A 17590-nucleotide genomic window follows, 5' to 3' on the forward strand; every position below is an offset into this window, starting at 1 on the left:
AAATGAGAAATTGCGGATTTATTTAGAATATGGTATCATAATTCTAATATTTTTTTAATTTAGAATTGGGAGTGGAGAATATGAGTGTCCGGGTTCGCGACCTATTGAAACTGCCAACCCTGTCGCGATCACACATCGCAGCAGGCGAAGCAGGGCTGGATCGAATAGTTTCAACAGTATCGGTAATCGACTTTACAGCGACGTCGGTGGCCCAACGAGAACTCTATCAGCCGGAAAATTCGGCTAATGAACAGCTGCTGCTGACCTCAATTGAACAAGACAACTATGATCTGGTAACGGATTGCACTAAAATCGAACAGCTGGCCAAAACTGGTTGTGTTGGCGTGGTAATTTATTATGTTGGTGAGCGGGTGCCAAGTCTCCCTGCTGAAATCAAGGAAACGGCTGATCGTCTCAACTTCTTGATGATTTTTGCCCAGGAAACGCAAAAGAACATGACCTATAGTGCCGTTATCTCTGAAATCATGTTTGCGATTTTCCAAGATCGGATGCGTCATCCCAGCTTTGCACCGACAATTATCGGTCGCGTTTCGGCAATGCCGGAATATCGGCGCAGCGTTGGCGAGGTCCTAAAGCTTTTGGCCGAACAGATACAGGCTTCATTGGCAGTTATCGATGACCAAGGCGAGATCGTGTATCGTGAAAATTGGCCTAAAGAAGCGGTTGTCAACTGGGAAAGTCTCTTGAACGTGGTTGAAAAAATTAATATGAATGGCGAGCTGCCGGTAACTACATCTGATGGTATGAAGATTACGCATTGGCGCTTGCCAAACAGTGAGGAGACGGTCTTGTTCGTTGGCCGCCAGACGGTAACCAATCTGACGTGCGAGCGAGTGGCTGAAACGCTGCAGACGGCCTTGAATCTTTGGGGCGGGCAGAATCAGGATGATCAAAATCTGATTCGCGCCATCATTCAAGGACAGATCGTTCGGGCCGCCAAACTTGGTCGCCAGTACCGTTTTGAGCCTAAAAATACGCAGGCTGCCTTGATTGTCAGCTGTCCGAATGACGTTAACAAAGCTAAGATGAAAAAATGGGTTGATCAACTGACTGAGCAATATACCGACCAGCTGATCAGTGACTGGTATAATGACCAATTGATCGTATTGTTGGAAAAGACGCCTTCCTATCAAAACTGGCAGAATTGGGAAACTGACTTTAAGAAGGACGATCATCAATTGGCTGCTCAATGTGTCGTAGTCGAAGCCGCCTTGGTTGATGGCGTTGGTGGCATTCAAAGACTGTATCAGCTGGTCACTCAATACCTGCCAGCAGCCCGTACGATCTTGCCATATCGCTTGTTTTTGAATCAGGCTGATTTAGAGTTTGCGCGGGGCTGTCAAAGAGAGCTGCAGGAAGAAGGCACTGAGGTCATTCGTTGGCAAAAACGGTTGGACTCCATGCAGCATAATCTGGTAGAAACACTAATGGCCTTTTTGCTTGACACGCCGCAGAATATAGAGCAGGCTGGTGATCTGCTTTACGTTCACCGAAATACGATCAAATACCGGCTGAATAAGATCAGCAATCGATATGGCTTTGTTCCCGGCGTCATGCCTGAATCATTCGAGCTCTACCAGGCTTTAGGCGTCCATCGGCTTTTGCGCGGCAATGATGACCCAGGCGAATTAGGCGAATAAAACAAGTGCAATGGAAAATTTTAGTTGACATGCCTAATGACAAGCGGTGATTTTATTCGTATAATATTGCGTATAGTTAGAAATCTATCTGCGAACGTAGACTTCTAATTAGCTGTCAGCGTCGGCAAGCGCTGGCACACTTCAAATTTTCCTAATTCCGAGAGTAGCTAGAGAAAACCTTGATGTAAAGGCTTTCCGGCTACTTTTTTATTTTGGTCAACAGAAAAAGTCAACAGAAACCTGCTGCTGATCAAGCCGGCTGAGCGATTCGCTAGATTAAAGCATTCGGCGACCAGCCGTTTTAATTTTTGCTGAAAAGTGAGTTGCAACTCACCTTAACGTCCGCTATAATGAGTGCATACTCACTTAATGAAAAGAGGGAAACAATGGAAAATACGATTGCAATTACTGACCTCCAGATTGGCTATCAGCAAAAACCCGTAGTCAAAAACATCAATCTTATCGTTCGTCCTGGTGAGATTCTTGGGCTGCTTGGTCCCAGTGGTTCGGGCAAAACCACCTTGATTAGGGCAATTATGGGGATGATCAAGCCAATGAGCGGCACGGTACGCGTTTTTGGCCAAGCCATGCCGAATCGACATCTGCTGGAAAAGATTGGCTATATGGGACAGACGGATGCTTTATACGATACGCTTACAGCCCGTGAAAATCTCCAGTTCTTTGCCAGCCTGCGCAAAATGCCGCATCAGCAGACTGTTGCGGAGATTGAGCGAGTTGCGCGGGTGGTTAGTCTGCAGTCGTTTCTGGATCGACGCGTGGCTGACTTTTCTGGCGGTATGAAGCGGCGGCTTTCATTGGCAATTACGCTGTTGGGAACCAGTGAGCTTTTGATTTTGGATGAACCGACCGTGGGGATTGACCCCGAGCTGCGGATCCAGATCTGGCAGGAGTTAAAGCAGCTGGCAGCAGCCGGCAAAACGATTCTGATGACAACGCATGTAATGGAGGATGCTGAACAGGCCACGCAGCTTTTGATGATTCGAAATGGCGAGGCGATTGCTGCCGGCACACCGCTTGATCTGAAACAGCGGTATGCCGTTGATAATGTTGAAGAAGTATTCTTAAAAGCAGGGAGGATTCAAGATGCGCATCTTAGCAGTCTTTAAGCGAGTTATTTTGGAAATGCTGCGTGATCGACGCACGCTGGCTTTAATGATGTTTGGACCGTTGCTGATGTTGTCTTTGATTTGGGCGATGTTTCAGACCAATGCCACGCAAACGACCGTCCTGGCGACACAGAATGTCGATGCTTCATTGGTTAAGGCAGTTGACGGCACCAAACATCTCAAGGTCGTCAAACTTGCCAAAAACGAACGGCAAACGGCCCGCCAGCTGATCAGGAAAAATGATTACGCGGGCGTTTTAAAAGAACATGATGATAAATTAACGCTGACATTGGCGAATAACAACCCGTCGCAAAGCAAGCTGATTCGCCAAGGCCTCAGTCTGGCTAAGATCAAACTGGCACTGCAGAACCAGACGCGAATAATCAAACAGCAGCAAGCAATGCTCCAAACACTGCTTGCTCAACTACCAGCGACAGGCAGTCAGTCAACGGCCGAGAAAAAAGTTGCGGTTAAGTATCTATATGGCAGTACCGCTTCGACTTATTTCGATGCGATTTTTCCAATTATGATCAGTTTTGTCGTGTTCTTCTTTGTTTTTTTAATTTCAGGAATTGCACTGCTTAGAGAACGGACACGCGGCACGCTGGATCGAGTCTTAGCAACACCGATTCGTCGTGGTGAATTGATCAGCGGCTATATTCTTGGCTATGGCACGTTCGCGATCGTACAGACCTTGATTATCGTTGGCTTTAGCATCTGGATTTTTAAAATGCAGGTTTTGGGCAGTCTCAGCGGTGTCTTTTTAACCAATATTCTAGTTGCGTTGGTTGCGCTCACCTTAGGCCTTTTGATCTCGGCATTTACTCAATCCGAGTTCCAGATGATGCAGTTTGTACCAATCATCGTTATTCCACAGCTTTTATTCTCAGGCTTGATTCCGTTTGATACCATGCCGCATTGGTTGAAGCTGATCGGATATTGCACTCCGCTTTATTATGGATCCACGGCGATGACCGATATTATTGAAAAAGGTGCTGGTCTGCTGCAGGTTGGCAATGAATTGGGCAGTCTCATTGTATTTGCCGTTTTATTTATCTGTCTGAATGTGGTATCTTTGAGAAAATATCGTCCAGTTTAAAGGAGCTGTTGAGATGGCTGAAGATATTTTTGAAAACATGCTGGCTAAGATGGATATAACCCAGCGTCAGCGGGAAGTATTACGAGCCAGCATGGAGCTGTTTGCCACGCAGGGCTTTAACCAGACCAGTACGCGGCAGATTGCCCAAAAAGCCGGTGTTGCTGAAGGAACGGTCTATAAGCAGTTTAAGACCAAACAAGCGATTTTAACGGCGATTCTGACACCGATTCGCGAATTGGTGATTCCTCAAGTAGCAGTTGATTTCGCACAAAATGTCTTGACGCGGCAATATCCGGAATTAAGCGACCTGGTTCATGAGATTTTTTTGAATCGGCTGGAGTTGGTTGATAACAATCGCAACTTTGCTCGGTTAATGTATGGATCGTTTTTGGAACAGCCACATCTGCGCCAAGAAGTAGTTGATGCCTTTGCCAAAGTTGCCACGCCCTTCATTGAAGTATTTGAATACTATCAAAAGCAGGGCAAGATTCGTGAAGGCCTGACGATGGAAAGTATCGTTCAGTTAATGATTTCAACGATTTTGGGCTATACGACCAGGATGATTTTATTTGGTCAGCACTTTGATCCGCATACGGCAGCTGATGAAGGGGCAAGTCTGGTACTGCAAGGCATTGCCAAAAATTAGCTATTAGGCCAGTGACAACTCAGGTCAATAAAAAAACATCACCTGACGATGAAGTCAAGTGATGTTTTTTTATAATTAGATGGCAATTTTATGATGATGCCTTGTCAGATAGACCAACAGAAAGTCCAGCAGCAGGGTACAGCCAGTAATAGCGAAGACGGCCGAATAGCTGAACAAACCGGAAATAGTGGAGCCAAGCAGCGCGCCAAGTACGGAGCCGGCCGCTTGAAATGATTGATTATAGCTGAAGACTCGGCCAAAAGCCTCGGTTGGCACTTCTAAGGTCAGAATTGTCTGGGCAGCCGGCATCAAAGCCGCGTTGGCAAACCCAAGCAAAAAGCGCCAGAACGCTAACATCCAAGGCGAATTGGTCAAGGTCATCGGGATAAAAAGGACGGCCGCAATAAGCAAGCCAGCCGTTAAGACTTTTTGCGGACCAATGCGATCCATGGTATGGCCAACTTTAGAAGCGGCTACGAGATTTCCCAGCCCTGGGGTAGCAGCGACAATCCCCGCGACAAATGCGATATTGCCGGTATCATGCATCATTTCCTTAACATAGAGAGAAACGATAGGGTTGATTGACATTACCGATGACTGCACCAGCATGGTTGTGACAAACATAACCACAATTAATTGAACATTGTCGATTTGGCCCATTAATTCGCGCATGGGCTTCATATTTTCTTTTTTAATCGGCGTAAACTTTTCTTTAACCAGAATCGAAGTAGCGATAAAAACACCAAACATCAATCCGCCGGTAATAAAGAATGGGATTCGATATCCCAAGGCGCTTGATAGGGTTCCGCCCAAAAGCGGTCCGATCAGGTTGCCGGTAACGCCAGCTGTCGTCATGGCTGACATTACCCAACCAGATTTGCTGTGGGGGGTCTCACCAGCCATCAAGGCAATTGAGTTGTTGATATAGCCAGAGAATGCGCCTTGTAAAAAGCGCATGCCGATAATCATCCAGACATTGACTGAAAGTCCAGTCAAAAAAATCGTACAGGCCATGACGCCAGAAGCCCGCATGCACATCAGCTTGCGACCTTTACGATCGGCAAGACTGCCCCAATATGGTGAAACGATTGCCTGGGAAATAAAAGTTGCTGCAAACGCCATACCAGAATAAATATTAAGCTCAAAGCGCGAGAAATGCCCCAGTTCATTGATAAAAAGTGAGATGAACGGCATGGTCATCGAGTAGCCCATTCCAGTAATAAAACAGCCAAACCAAAGAGTGTAAAAAGTTTGATGCCATTTGCTGGGCAGTTCATGATGGGTGCCGATATTCGAGTCTTCCAAATGATCACCTTCCAATTTGATTGTATAAATGAACCGGATTAGCCCAACTGACGCTTCTTCCAGCCAAGGTAGCGATAAAAGATTACCAGCATTAAGACGGCTAAAGCAACGGTTACCCACATGGCGGACTGAACGCCAGTTGTTAACGAAGCCGGCAAGCCGGAAATAACCACCAAAAGCGTGACGGAAGCAGCCCCACAAGCTTGGCGCAGTGTATTGTTAAGCGCCGTTCCATGACTGTTTTCCTGCGGTGACAGTTGGGAGAATGCCTCCGAAAGCGCGGGATTAAACAAAAATGCATTACCAATCAGCCGAAGCATGTAGGCAACGGTTAAGACCCAGATTGGCATTTGAGCATTGATACGAACCAAGGGAACAGAAGCCAAAAGCGTCAAGATGCCGCCAGTCGTTATCAGCCATTTAGGACCGTATTGATCGTAGAGCCGACCAGCAATTGGCGCAAACAAAGCATTACAGATGGCGCCAGGCAGCAGAATCAAGCCGGATTTAAAACTGCCGATGTGCATCACGTTTTGGGTAAAGATTGGCAACAGCTGCTCGGTTCCCAGCAGAATCATAAATGCGCAGCAGCCGACTGCCGTCATCATTCGAAATGAAGGGTAGCGGATGATCTGGACTTTCAGCATTGGATCGGCCATTCGCAGCTGGCGTTTAATAAAGAACCAGATAATCAGCAGCCCAATCAGCAGCATCGCCAGCCCGATCATCAAGTTGAGCTCAAAGACGGTCAGACTGCCCAAAATCAGTGATGATCCGATTAATGAGATCAAGACCGACACCAGATCGATCTTAATAGGGCGTGGTTGAGAGAAGTTTGGCATCTTAAAGAACGCGCCCAGCCAGACCAAAAGCATTAATGGCAAGACAAAAATAAAGATATAGCGCCATGAGAAGTATTCCAGAATCAGTCCCGATAAAGAAGGTCCCAAAGCTGGTCCAGAAGCAATCACCAGACCAGACATTCCCAAAACGGAACCGCGCTTTTCAGGTGGATAGATAGTAATCATCGTCGTCATCTGAAACGTCATTAAGATTCCGCCAGCGCAGGCCTGAACCAAGCGTGCCAATAGCAGCAGCCAGAAATTATTTGCAAAGCAGCCAATCAGCGTGCCGATGATGAAGGTCCCAACCGTTGATAAAAAGACGCTGCGGTTGGTAAAGCGTTCGTAGATGTTTGACGATAATGGCGTGATAACCCCGATCAGCAGCGTATAGCCGGTCGTCAGCCACTGAGCGGCATTTAGCGAAACGTGCAGATCGTTTTTAATCACTGGCAAGGCGGTAACCATCATAGTTTGACTTGCCAGACTGATGAAACTGGCAACCAGCAGGATGATCGTTACGCTGCGGCGAGTGCGCGCGTCGACATTGGTTGCGGACATAACAGACTTCCTTTCATAAAATATCAAGCAACAAAAGTAGATTAAAGATATAATTTCATACCAATCTAGTCTAGCATTGAAAGCGCCATGCAAAACAAGTCCGCAATGATGATTTTTCGATTTTTTTGCACAGAGTTCAGCCAGGTTTGATATGATTATTCATGTGAATAAATAATGAGGTGACATGATGAGCAAGCGAATCGCGGTATTTTCTGACGTACATGGCAATCTGCATGCTTTGCAGGCAATGTATGCTGACAGTCTGCGCCATAGTGTTGATGAATATTGGTTTATTGGCGACCTGTTGATGCCCGGCCCAGGTGTAATGGAGATCTGGCAGCTGATTAAAAAAATGCAGCCAAGCGTAATGGTACGCGGCAACTGGGATGATTTAACGGTCAAGGGCGTGCGGGGACAGATGGATCTTGAAAAGCCCTCGCGAATCTATTTTGCTCGTTTGGCCCAGTACGTTGGCGAGCATGTTTCCGCCGCTGTGATTGATGAGATTGCCAGTTGGCCGCTGCATGTTCAAAAGCAGGCTGGCAAATTAACGTTTGGCATTTCGCATAATCTGCCAACGCTCAACATGGGGCAGGCGCTGTTTCCCACCAATCCAGTCGAGCATTTTGACCAGCTGTTTGAAAATTTCGATCAGCAAGACGTGGCCATCTATGCTCACGTTCATCACAGTCTGATGCGCTATGCCAGTGATGAGCGCTTGATCTTGAACCCGGGATCGGTCGGGGAGCCGTTTAATGGCTGGTGGCCGCTGCAGCACGATACGCGGGCTCATTATCTGATCTTGGAGGTTGACGATGATGGGATTGCCGAATTGGACTATCGGCACGTACCTTATGATCGTGAATCGGAATATGAGCTGGCTGTTGAATCAGATATTCCTTACCTGCAACTTTATAAGCGGACGCTTGAAACTGGCCGGGTCAATACGCATGATCAAGAGCTGCTTGATCAGATCAATCGCAAATGGGACTATCTGGCTGAGTACCAAGCTTATGCCAAACGAGTTAAGAAACATTCCTGACATATTGACCAACTAATGGCCACATATTGACCAACTAATGGCCGCTTTTTTGCCTGATTCCCATAATCTAATTTGATTACAAAAAGTAAGGCAAAAAGTTTGCATTCAAAAACGCAAATTGGCATAATAACCAACGAATGACTATGCAAATGTAAAAATCTTATTTTTAATCAAAATCTACATTAAATATGGAGGGTAGAAAATGGCCAAAAAGTCTAAGATTGCCAAGCTCAAGCATCAAGAAGCGCTGGTTGAAAAGTACGCAGCCAAGCGTGCTGAACTGAAAGCGGCCGGTGACTATATCGGCCTGTCCAAGCTGCCGCGCAATTCGGCACCGGTGCGCCTGCATCACCGTGACCGCTTGGATGGCCGTCCGCATGCCTATATGCGCAAATTTGGCTTGTCACGGCTGAACTTCCGTGAACTGGCACACAAAGGTCAGCTGCCGGGCGTCAAAAAAGCCAGCTGGTAACTAAAAAAGGTCCATGGTCTGAAATAGTCAGCCATGAACCTTTTTCTTTTTGCGAACATGCTGTTATCAGCCGGTTCGCGGTATACTAAGTCTAAACAATCTTTTAAGAAGTGAAGTGAAGCTATGCTGAACAGATTAGTGGAATGGACGGTGCGTTTCAATCAGCGCTCTTTTATCAAAATTACCCGACAGACATTGATGCTGCTGTTTCCAATCGCCTATGTCGGGACCTTGGCAGTGATGCTGAAAAAAGCCTTCTTTGCCACGGATAGTTTTTTCTTTAATGTTGCCGATCTGGGCGACATCATGCCAGACTGGCTTTGGACTGGTATTACGGGGCTCACGGGCGGTCTGGCCAAGATTACGTTTGGGATGTTTGGCGTGATGGCTGCCTATGCTGCGGCCCGCTATACCGCCAAACTATATCATCAGGATGCGCCGATGGCAGGAATGACCGGTTTTGCCACTATGCTTTTGTTGGCATTTCGCTATACGCGTACGAGCAGCCCCAACATGATCTCATTTGACTGGAATCTTTTGAGCGTGCGCAGCGTCTTGTTTGCGCTGATCGTTGGCTATGGTGTTGGGCAGGTCTATCGTTGGCTGGGAAAAGGCGGCGAGCCCAGCGATCAGACGATTGAGACGCTGGAAAAAATGCAGCAGCGTGCTCTGAATGCTATCCGGCCGCTGTTTTTTTCGCTGGCAGTCGGCGCGGCCTTAGGAGCATTGTTCAACTGGCTGACGTTAAGTTCCTGGCTGGATCTCGCCTATACCTGGTTGGAGAACTTTGGTCAGGGCAATCAGTCGCTATGGGTGGCACTTCCTTTGATTGCCGTTTCGTTATTGATGAGCTGGCTGGGCATTGGCGGACCAACGATCAACACGGCTGCTCAGGGATTGACCGGCGCGGCGGCGGCCAATCTGAACTACGCTTTTCAGCATGGCTCAAGCTGGAACGTACCATACAAATGCCTAACTTCTACGCTTTACAGCTCATTTGCCAACTTTGGCGGTGATGGAGTCATGCTGGCTTTAGTGATTGCCTTGATCATCGTTGGCCGACAGCCGGAAATTCAACGGTTGGCACGTTGGAACTTATTGCCGACCCTGTTTAACAGCGGTTATGGCTTGATGACCGGTCTGCCAGTAATCCTAAATCCCGTCTTCTTGCTGCCTTATCTGCTGCTGCCTTTGGCTAATCTTTTGTTGGGCGCTTTGGCAACCTTAATGCATCTGATCCCGGCAACGCCCTATCCTCTGCCAATGGGGACTCCTGGGCCACTGGCGGCATTTATCGGTTCCAATGGTGATTGGGAGGCACTGCTGTTTTCATTGGTGCTGCTGATTTTTGATGTCTGGGTATATATCCCATTCGTTCGGTTGGCGCTTGGTGCTGAACTTAAAACACAACAAATCGAGGCGGTGGCATAATGCTGATTATTAATGATAAAGAGCGCCGACGCAGCATGCGCTTATTGATTTTTGTCGTAGTCTTGCTGATTGTCCTGGCGTTTCCGGCCTACTTTTGGATGAAAGACAACAACCATTATCTGGCACAGCGCAGCAAGGCTCAGATGTCACCGATCATTATGATTCCGGGCAGTTCGGCAACCAAGAATCGCTTTGATGAAATGGTGACGCTGCTTAATAAAGATACCAGTCACAAGCACAGTCTATTAAAACTGGAGGTCTACAACAGCGGTAAGATTACATATACTGGCAAGATCAGCAGTGGCGACAACGAGCCGATTATTGTCGTGGGTTTTCAAAACAATCATGATGGCTATGACAACATCAAGAAACAGGCCAAAATGTTTGATGAAGCCTTTAATGAACTGATTGATCAATATAAGTTTAATAATTTTAAAGCATTTGGTCATTCCAACGGTGGTTTGATCTGGACTCTATGGCTGGAAAAATACTACTCAGATTATTCAGACTATGTAAAAATCAAACGGTTGATGACGGTTGGCTCGCCATTTAATCTTAATGAAAGCTCAACCAGCAATCCGACGCAGATGTACACCTACTTTTTGAAGCATCGTGACCGGCTGCCGTCCAGCCTGGATGTCTATTCAGTTTCCGGTGCCGATACCTATACTGAAGACGGCATCGTTAAATTAGGCAGCGTAAGAGCGGGGCGCTATATCTATCAAAAACAGGTCAAGCACTATACCGAGATGACGGTTACCGGCAGCAAGGCGCAGCACTCGTCACTGCCGCAGAATCGCCAGATCATTAATTTGATTGAGGAATATTTACTGGACAGTGATCAGCCTAATGCCGTCAATAGTAAAAACAAACGAATAAGTCACAGCTCTTCAGTTTCCAATCCATAAATTATGTTTGCAAAATCCCTCTGCAAAAGGTTATTCTAAATGTGACGTGCAGACTGGATACGCATAGTCTGGCACCGAAATAAACAGGGGGATAACAATGAAAAGACAACAGCGTTTTGTCGAGATCATTCTATTATTGTTGCTGGCTTTAGTGGTTTCGTTTTGGGGGTATCGCGGCTATCGATTTATGCAGGCGCATCCGTTGGTCAATCGCGTCTATCGCTATCAAGCATCATCCGCAGCCAAAGCAGAATTGACCAGCACGCCAAATGACTACCAGTATGTGGTTTTTGGCGCTGGCAGATATCGGGGAAAATACATCAGAGTTGATAATCAAAAACAGCTGCGCCGAATTTTAAATCATCGGCAAGCCTATCAAGCAGCTTTTGATCAAAATGGAACTTACTATCTGGTTCGTCACCATCAGCTGCAGCTTGATCTGGGGAACGTCCCGGCTGGCGAGAGCTATGTTCAGACAAACAAGCAGGCTTGGGTTGCTCAATCAGATCGGCATGATTTAGGGCAGACAGTAAACGATTCGTTAAAGCTGACCTCAATGCATGCTACTAAACAGGCAGTCAGCTGTCTGCCATAGGTTTGGGTAACACTTACTGTACAAAACTAAATAACTATACTAAGCATCTGAATCATTCAGGTGCTTTTTTAATTTTTTGTATAATAATTCGCAAATTCATGGCTTATTTGCAGAAATCGAATTGATTAATTTACATTTCGTACATTAGGTAGGAATACTAAATATTATTTTTTTAACGTTGACTGTTTGTATATATTCATTTAAGAGGCTAGATTGTTTGCATATATTAAAATGAAATTAAAATCATAAAAGCTGATTTTATTAAAAAGCTTTTCAATTGACAGATGAATTAGGAATGATTTTTATGGGCAAAAAACGAATCATGGTGATTTTCGGGACGCGACCCGAAGCAATCAAAATGGTTCCGGTAATTAAAGTATTGGAGAAGGCGGCTGAATTTAAGCCAATCGTGGTGGTGACCGGACAGCATCGACAAATGCTCGATCAGGTTTTGGAGACCTTTGATGTTTCGCCAGCTTCCGTAGCGGTAAAAGCCAAATAGCCATAATAAGCCGCAAAGGGGGTGCTGATTGATCAGTCAGATAATCTTTGAAACGTCATTTGCTGGTTTGATAATTTATCTAGTCTGGGTTTGTTTTTTACTTGCGCTAGGTCAAAACAGTCAATCAGATAAAGTCGAGCTGGGATTTGATCAGTCGTATCGGCTGGTGATTTTGGTTCCGGCGATGAATGAAGAGGCTGTCATCAAACAGACCATGCAGCTGTTTTTAAAAGAGGCTCATCAGCTTGAAAACGTTAAAATGGTCATTATTGATGATGCTTCTGATGATCAGACCGCAGCTGTCGTCAAGCGATTTATTAGTCAAACGGGCCAAGAGAGAATTCAGCTTTTGCAGCGTCAGCACCCCAACGCTCAAACCGGCAAGGGAAATGCACTTAACTGGGCCTATCATCAGCTGGCTTTGCAGGATGGCGATCCAAAGCGCCTAATCTGCGGCGTTCTGGATGCGGATGCCTACATGACGGAAAAAAGCTATCGCAAGGTGCTGCAGTATTTTGCCGATGATGAGGATTTGGATCTGCTGCAGACACGGGTAGGCATGCTTGAAACCAATAATTGGCTGCAGCTGATGCAAGATATTGAATTCACCGTAGTCAATGATTGGATTCAAAACACCCGCAACCGACTTGGCAATGCGGCAGCTTCGGGCAATGGACAGTTTATCCGTGTCGGCTCCGTTGCCAGTTCGCGGCCATGGGGCAATGCATTATTAGAAGATTTTGAATTCAGTACGCGTTTTTTGATGCAGGGTAAAAAAACACAATATGCCAGTGATGCTTTGGCATACCAAGAAGCCATCGCCAAGGCCCGCCCCTTCATTCGGCACCGATCGCGGGCACGGCGGGTGCAGCGGCTACGGCACCAACCGCACTGACTGACTCTGGCTGTAAGCGGGTAGTGGTTGTCATTGTCGTTCATGTTCATTACTCTGGCTGGTATGGCTATAACTACCGCCAAAGCTGCTCCATGCATTGGCTGCCACGCGTACACCACAGCTGGCACTCATTTTATGGATGCTACTGCTAGAAAAAACTCGTCTCAAAGGGCATAATAGCCGCTTGAGGCGAGTTTTTAAATGGTGATGGTTTCAATCAATGAAGGTGAGCTGAACAGATTTAAGCCGATCGCTGCCAATTTGGCTAAAAGATGTTTTTAAATAAAAAGAACACCAGCGGTCCCAATAAGGATGGCAGCATATCCAGCGTTTTGAACTCCTTGATTTTTAACAGCGAGAAGCCAGACGCGGCAATCAGAAAGCCACCAACGATTGATTCCTCAACCACGAAGGCATTGGAAAAGAAACTGGCGGACAGAAACTTGGCGATTAAATAGATGCCGCCAAACCAGACTAAAACGATCGGCGTTTCCAAAAGCATCCCCCAGCCAAAGCCGGTCCCAAAAATAATGCCGCAGACCAGCGTCAGCATGGCGTTGGTATAAAGCATCGTCTGATTGCCATTGGTTGCGGCAACGACTGGTCCTAAGATCCCTAAAGCACCAATGCAGTCTAAAAAGCTTGCCGTGGCCACGCCCTCGCCAAGCTTAGAGGAAAAACGCGTGCTGAGCCAGTGGTTGGAACGGTCATCCAGTTGCCAATAAGTACCTAGCGGGATCCCAACTGCCAGGCTGATGATAAAAAGGACCGGGTAGTTGCTTTTCGGCATGTTGCTGATGACCGACTGCAGTCCAACGCCAAGAGCAGCAAAGCCTAATGCTATCCAGAGGGTCTCAATGTATTTTTCCTGTAAGAACTGCTTAAAAAAACAGCCGATTGCAGTACCGACAACTACCGCGCCAACGTTGGCCCAGATTCCGATCATTTTAAAAAACCTCGCTTTAAGTTAATCTGCCAGACTGAGCAGTATCAGCCAGACATTTTGAACATACTTAACTATTTTAGCTTATTTAATCGTCATAAAAAAGAAATTACCACAGACTCTGAAACGATCAATCAAGGAGTCAAGAAGTTGAGTGCTGATTAAAAAAGACTGACATGTGTGCAGGACACCGTCAGTCTTTTATATTATTTATTACAGGTTTTCATCTGTGTTAAAATTCAAAGGACAGTAATCAGTCATTTTGGTGATCAATTCGAGACTCAGCTGACGGTAGGCGTTTAAAACGTCGGTTGCGAAGTTTTCTGACTGACGCGTCAAATAGTTGGTCAGTTTAGCGCCGGCCAGACCAGCTGCCTTTTCGTCGGTTGCCTGAATCATGGCAATGGCCTTGGCGTTGCAGTCTTTTTGGACATCGCGAAGCATTGGCAGAAAATCGTGCAGGTGACTGTCGACTAAAACACTGGCATGCTTAAAGATCCAGTATGCCGAGTTGAGCTGAGCCGGTAGCTTGCCTCGCTTGTATGGTGCTGGAGTGTCGTTGATGTTGCTGAAGAATGGAACAAACGTTGATTCATTGGCGACCCCCATGGCAATCCAGTGAATGCTGTTTTTGGAGGCGCGGGACGTCTGCAGAATGTGGGCTTCCTGTGTTTTAGCCAGGCTGATGGGACGGTAGCGATGCTTTTCTTCATCCGAACCGGTACCGATTGGATCAAACGGCGTCCCTTCATAATGGGAGCCAAGGTAGGCCTGGGCGTCAAAGATTGACAGCTTGCGTTCAGGCTTCATCAAAAACGGCAGGTCAGCAGCTTCTGGCTGTTCGTTTTGCGCAGCTTTGGGACTGAACATTTGATGACCATACCAAACGCGCGGCTCACTATAGACGGCATCTGAACGGTCAGCCGTACCAAAGATCTGGCGGAAGTTAAAGGTACCAGGGTGCGGATTGAGATGGTTCTTTTCGACGAATTCCTGAATGCCAGGATGGTACATGAAGTTGTCTGGATCGTTAAAATCAATCTCCTGGATGGCTAATTGATTGGCAACGACAGCATAGCAGTCATCGGGAATCCGCTGGGCAACCCAGTAGTGACCAGCGCCAGTCTCAAGATACCAGGCCTCGTCATCGTCAGCAAACAAAATGCCATTGGTTTCGCCGGTTCCGTATTTGGCAACCAGCTCGCCAAGTCTTTGCACCCCTTCGCGAGCAGTCTTGACGTATGGCAAAACAACCGTAACCATGGCCTCTTCGTTTAAGCCTTCTTTAACGAGTGGATCATAGCCTAACACCAGATCGTTGGAATAGGCGCTTTCGGTTGCACTCATGGCTACACCGTATTCATTGATGCCGGCTTCTTCAAACAGGCCGTACTTGTCGGTCCATTCTGGCGTTGCCGTATAGCGAGCACTGATCTTAGGCAGCGTCAGCTCAAGTTTGGTATCTTTAGAAACGAATTGAGATGGCATCTCGCCGCGCGCGTGAACAACCAGGCGTTTTGGCCAGGCTGCCTTGGCATCTTCATTGCGGCCGATCATGATTGAGCCATCACGACTGGCCTTTTTACCAATCAGAATGCTGGTACATGCCGATAGTTTTTGTGACATTTTCAAGTCCCCTTATTTGAATTTTGTAACTTTATGTATTTATTTTAACCCAAACAATCAATAAAATTAAACAAAAAGTGGAGGAAATTAAATAATGGAACAGCTTTCAATGTTTATTATTATGTTTTCAGCCCTGCTGATTCCAATATTGATGGCGCGCTTTAGGGTTGCCAGCGTACCTACCGCGGTGGCCGAGATTATCGTGGGCATCATCTTGGGTAAAAGCGGTTTTAATCTGGTCGTGCAAACCCGTGACCTGACTTTCTTATCGAGTCTGGGCGTGATCGTCTTGATGTTTTTGTCAGGGATGGAGATCAACTTCAGCCTGTTCAAAAAGCGACCTGGGGCACCCAAAGACAAAAAGTCACCGGTTAATTTGGCGGTTGCCTCATTTGTCGGCATCATGCTGACGGCGTTTATTCTCGGAATGGCATTGAAGGCAACTGGGATGTTCAATGACGTTCTGCTGGCGACGATCATCTTTTCAACAGTGGCGCTTGGCGTAGTGATTGCTACGCTGAAGGAAAAAGAAATCCTCAGCCGGCCGATGGGACAGACGATTCTTTTGACGGCGGTCTTAGGCGAGGTCGTTCCCATGCTTTCACTGACGGTATATGCCTCGATCAACGGTGGCAATGCTGAGCGCTTATGGATGATCGTGCTGCTGTTTTTGGCGGCGATTCTGCTGCTGCATCGCTTCAAGCAGCCATTTATCTGGTTTAACAAGGTTACCAAAGCAACAACGCAGCTGGACATTCGATTGGCTTTCTTTCTGATTTTTACGCTGGTGACGCTGGCAGAGACGGTGGGAGCCGAAAACATCCTGGGTGCCTTTTTAGCCGGGATGGTAATGAAACTGCTTGAGCCCAGTGAGGCCACTCAAGACAAGCTCACCTCAATCGGCTACGGCTTTTTCATCCCGATCTTCTTTTTGATGACCGGTGTCAAACTGAATCTGCGCACGCTGCTGACCAATCCGCATGCTCTGGCGCTGATTCCAGTACTGGTAGTCTGCTTTATTATGGCAAAGATTACGCCAATGCTGGTCTTTCGGCAGCGCTTCAATGGGCGGAATGCATTTGCTGGCGGTTTCCTGCTGGTTACGACGATCACCTTGGTTCTGCCAACGCTGCAGGTCGCACGCAATCTGCATGCCATTACCGCGACACAGTCAGATGCCTTTGTCTTGGCGGCAGTAATTGTCTGCATTATTGCGCCAATCGTCTTTAACTCGGTCTACCGTCTCGCACCAGAAGACAAGCTCAAACAGCGCGTCGTCTTTTTGGGTACGAACGTCTTCAGTGTTCCTGTCGCTCAGCAGTTGTCGCGTAACTGGTATGAGGTACGAATGGTTACGGACAGTCAGGACAATTATAAAACCTATGACAGTGAAGTTAAAAATCTGACCTATCTGCCGGAACTAAGCGAAGCCGCCTTAGAAAAGGGCAAGTTTTTTGACTGTGACATTATGGCGATTGACTATCTGGATGATGCCAAGAATTTCCGGCTGGCTAAACTTGCCAAAGCGCATCACGTCAACCGCGTAATCGCCGGTCAAAATCAGCGCAATCTGGATGAGGACCAGCGCAACAAGCTGCAAAAGATGGGTGTTGAGATCTTTAATGTCTACAACGTACAAACCAGTGTCTTACGGGCTTTGATTGAATCGCCATCTATTATGACGATGCTTAACAGTACCGAAGCCGGGCTTTATGAAGTCGTAGTCCGCAATCGTCGTTATACAGGTCAGCAATTGCAGGCTCTGCCGTTTATCGATCAGATGACGGTCAGTCGGATTCGCCGCGGGACGCAGTGGCTGATTCCACGGGGGACGACGGTGATCGAACCTGGCGACCACTTGATCTTTACCAGTAAAGCCAGTGATGTTGCCAATATTCGGGCTGAACTGCGCAAACGCAACTAAGCCAAATCAAA

15 protein-coding genes and 1 pseudogene are annotated in these 17590 nt (G+C 47.0%); 12 read left to right on the plus strand and 4 right to left on the minus strand.

The genetic code is table 11. The annotated features are described in order from the left end of the window. Window positions 1-80 precede the first annotated feature (80 nt). The 4 genes from H0G69_RS03310 (at window position 81) to H0G69_RS03325 (ending at window position 4533) form a co-directional block, all read left to right on the plus strand. On the plus strand, window positions 81-1661 hold the full coding sequence (locus H0G69_RS03310; RefSeq protein WP_180305154.1) for a PucR family transcriptional regulator: 1581 nt from the start codon (window positions 81-83) through the stop codon (window positions 1659-1661). Between the two features lie 386 nt (window positions 1662-2047). Further along, window positions 2048-2788, plus strand: coding sequence for an ABC transporter ATP-binding protein (locus tag H0G69_RS03315; RefSeq protein ID WP_006499945.1), 741 nt, complete (start codon window positions 2048-2050; stop codon window positions 2786-2788). After that, entirely contained in the window at window positions 2766-3887 is a 1122-nt protein-coding gene (locus H0G69_RS03320; RefSeq protein WP_180305155.1) for an ABC transporter permease, read from the plus strand. The genes H0G69_RS03315 and H0G69_RS03320 overlap by 23 nt, the downstream gene beginning before the upstream one ends. 13 nt (window positions 3888-3900) lie before the next feature. Continuing rightward, on the plus strand, window positions 3901-4533 hold the full coding sequence (locus tag H0G69_RS03325; protein WP_180305156.1) for a TetR/AcrR family transcriptional regulator: 633 nt from the start codon (window positions 3901-3903) through the stop codon (window positions 4531-4533). Window positions 4534-4608: 75 nt separating this feature from the next. Here the strand turns inward: H0G69_RS03325 and H0G69_RS03330 are convergent, their stop codons facing one another. Continuing rightward, the gene (locus H0G69_RS03330) at window positions 4609-5853 is read right to left on the minus strand and encodes an MFS transporter (protein WP_240164366.1); all 1245 of its coding nucleotides are present in this window, start codon (window positions 5851-5853) and stop codon (window positions 4609-4611) included. A 23-nt stretch (window positions 5854-5876) separates the two neighbouring features. After that, window positions 5877-7241: a DHA2 family efflux MFS transporter permease subunit gene (locus H0G69_RS03335; protein ID WP_180305157.1), complete on the minus strand. Its 1365-nt coding sequence runs from the start codon at window positions 7239-7241 to the stop codon at window positions 5877-5879. A 187-nt stretch (window positions 7242-7428) separates the two neighbouring features. On the opposite strand from H0G69_RS03335, the gene H0G69_RS03340 reads away from it, so the two are divergent. The 7 genes and pseudogenes from H0G69_RS03340 (at window position 7429) to H0G69_RS03370 (ending at window position 13086) form a co-directional block, all read left to right on the plus strand. After that, complete coding sequence (locus H0G69_RS03340) at window positions 7429-8283, plus strand: metallophosphoesterase family protein (RefSeq protein WP_180305158.1); 855 nt, start codon at window positions 7429-7431, stop codon at window positions 8281-8283. A gap of 202 nt (window positions 8284-8485) precedes the next feature. Further along, window positions 8486-8755, plus strand: coding sequence for a 30S ribosomal protein S14 (gene rpsN / locus H0G69_RS03345; protein ID WP_006499939.1), 270 nt, complete (start codon window positions 8486-8488; stop codon window positions 8753-8755). Window positions 8756-8878: 123 nt separating this feature from the next. Further along, a complete protein-coding gene (locus tag H0G69_RS03350; RefSeq protein ID WP_180305159.1) occupies window positions 8879-10186 on the plus strand; it encodes a PTS sugar transporter subunit IIC in 1308 nt (435 codons plus the stop codon). Beyond that, a complete protein-coding gene (locus tag H0G69_RS03355) occupies window positions 10186-11094 on the plus strand; it encodes an alpha/beta hydrolase (protein ID WP_180305160.1) in 909 nt (302 codons plus the stop codon). The genes H0G69_RS03350 and H0G69_RS03355 overlap by 1 nt, the downstream gene beginning before the upstream one ends. A gap of 97 nt (window positions 11095-11191) precedes the next feature. Then, a complete protein-coding gene (locus H0G69_RS03360) occupies window positions 11192-11689 on the plus strand; it encodes a hypothetical protein (RefSeq protein ID WP_180305161.1) in 498 nt (165 codons plus the stop codon). A gap of 304 nt (window positions 11690-11993) precedes the next feature. After that, window positions 11994-12164 (plus strand): annotated as a pseudogene (locus H0G69_RS03365) (UDP-N-acetylglucosamine 2-epimerase (non-hydrolyzing)); the annotation flags it as partial. Between the two features lie 55 nt (window positions 12165-12219). Beyond that, on the plus strand, window positions 12220-13086 hold the full coding sequence (locus tag H0G69_RS03370) for a glycosyltransferase (protein WP_240164367.1): 867 nt from the start codon (window positions 12220-12222) through the stop codon (window positions 13084-13086). A 265-nt stretch (window positions 13087-13351) separates the two neighbouring features. On the opposite strand, the gene H0G69_RS03375 is transcribed toward H0G69_RS03370, so the two are convergent. Together H0G69_RS03375 and H0G69_RS03380 are read right to left on the minus strand one after the other, a co-directional pair. Then, on the minus strand, window positions 13352-14032 hold the full coding sequence (locus H0G69_RS03375) for a DUF554 domain-containing protein (protein WP_128513246.1): 681 nt from the start codon (window positions 14030-14032) through the stop codon (window positions 13352-13354). A gap of 210 nt (window positions 14033-14242) precedes the next feature. After that, window positions 14243-15655: a C69 family dipeptidase gene (locus H0G69_RS03380; protein ID WP_006499930.1), complete on the minus strand. Its 1413-nt coding sequence runs from the start codon at window positions 15653-15655 to the stop codon at window positions 14243-14245. Window positions 15656-15749: 94 nt separating this feature from the next. Here H0G69_RS03380 and H0G69_RS03385 point away from each other — a divergent pair, with 94 nt between their 5' ends. Continuing rightward, entirely contained in the window at window positions 15750-17579 is a 1830-nt protein-coding gene (locus H0G69_RS03385; RefSeq protein ID WP_180305162.1) for a monovalent cation:proton antiporter family protein, read from the plus strand. Window positions 17580-17590: the final 11 nt, after the last annotated feature.

It is taken from the genome of Limosilactobacillus mucosae, assembly GCF_013423865.1.
GTDB lineage: Bacteria > Bacillota > Bacilli > Lactobacillales > Lactobacillaceae > Limosilactobacillus > Limosilactobacillus mucosae.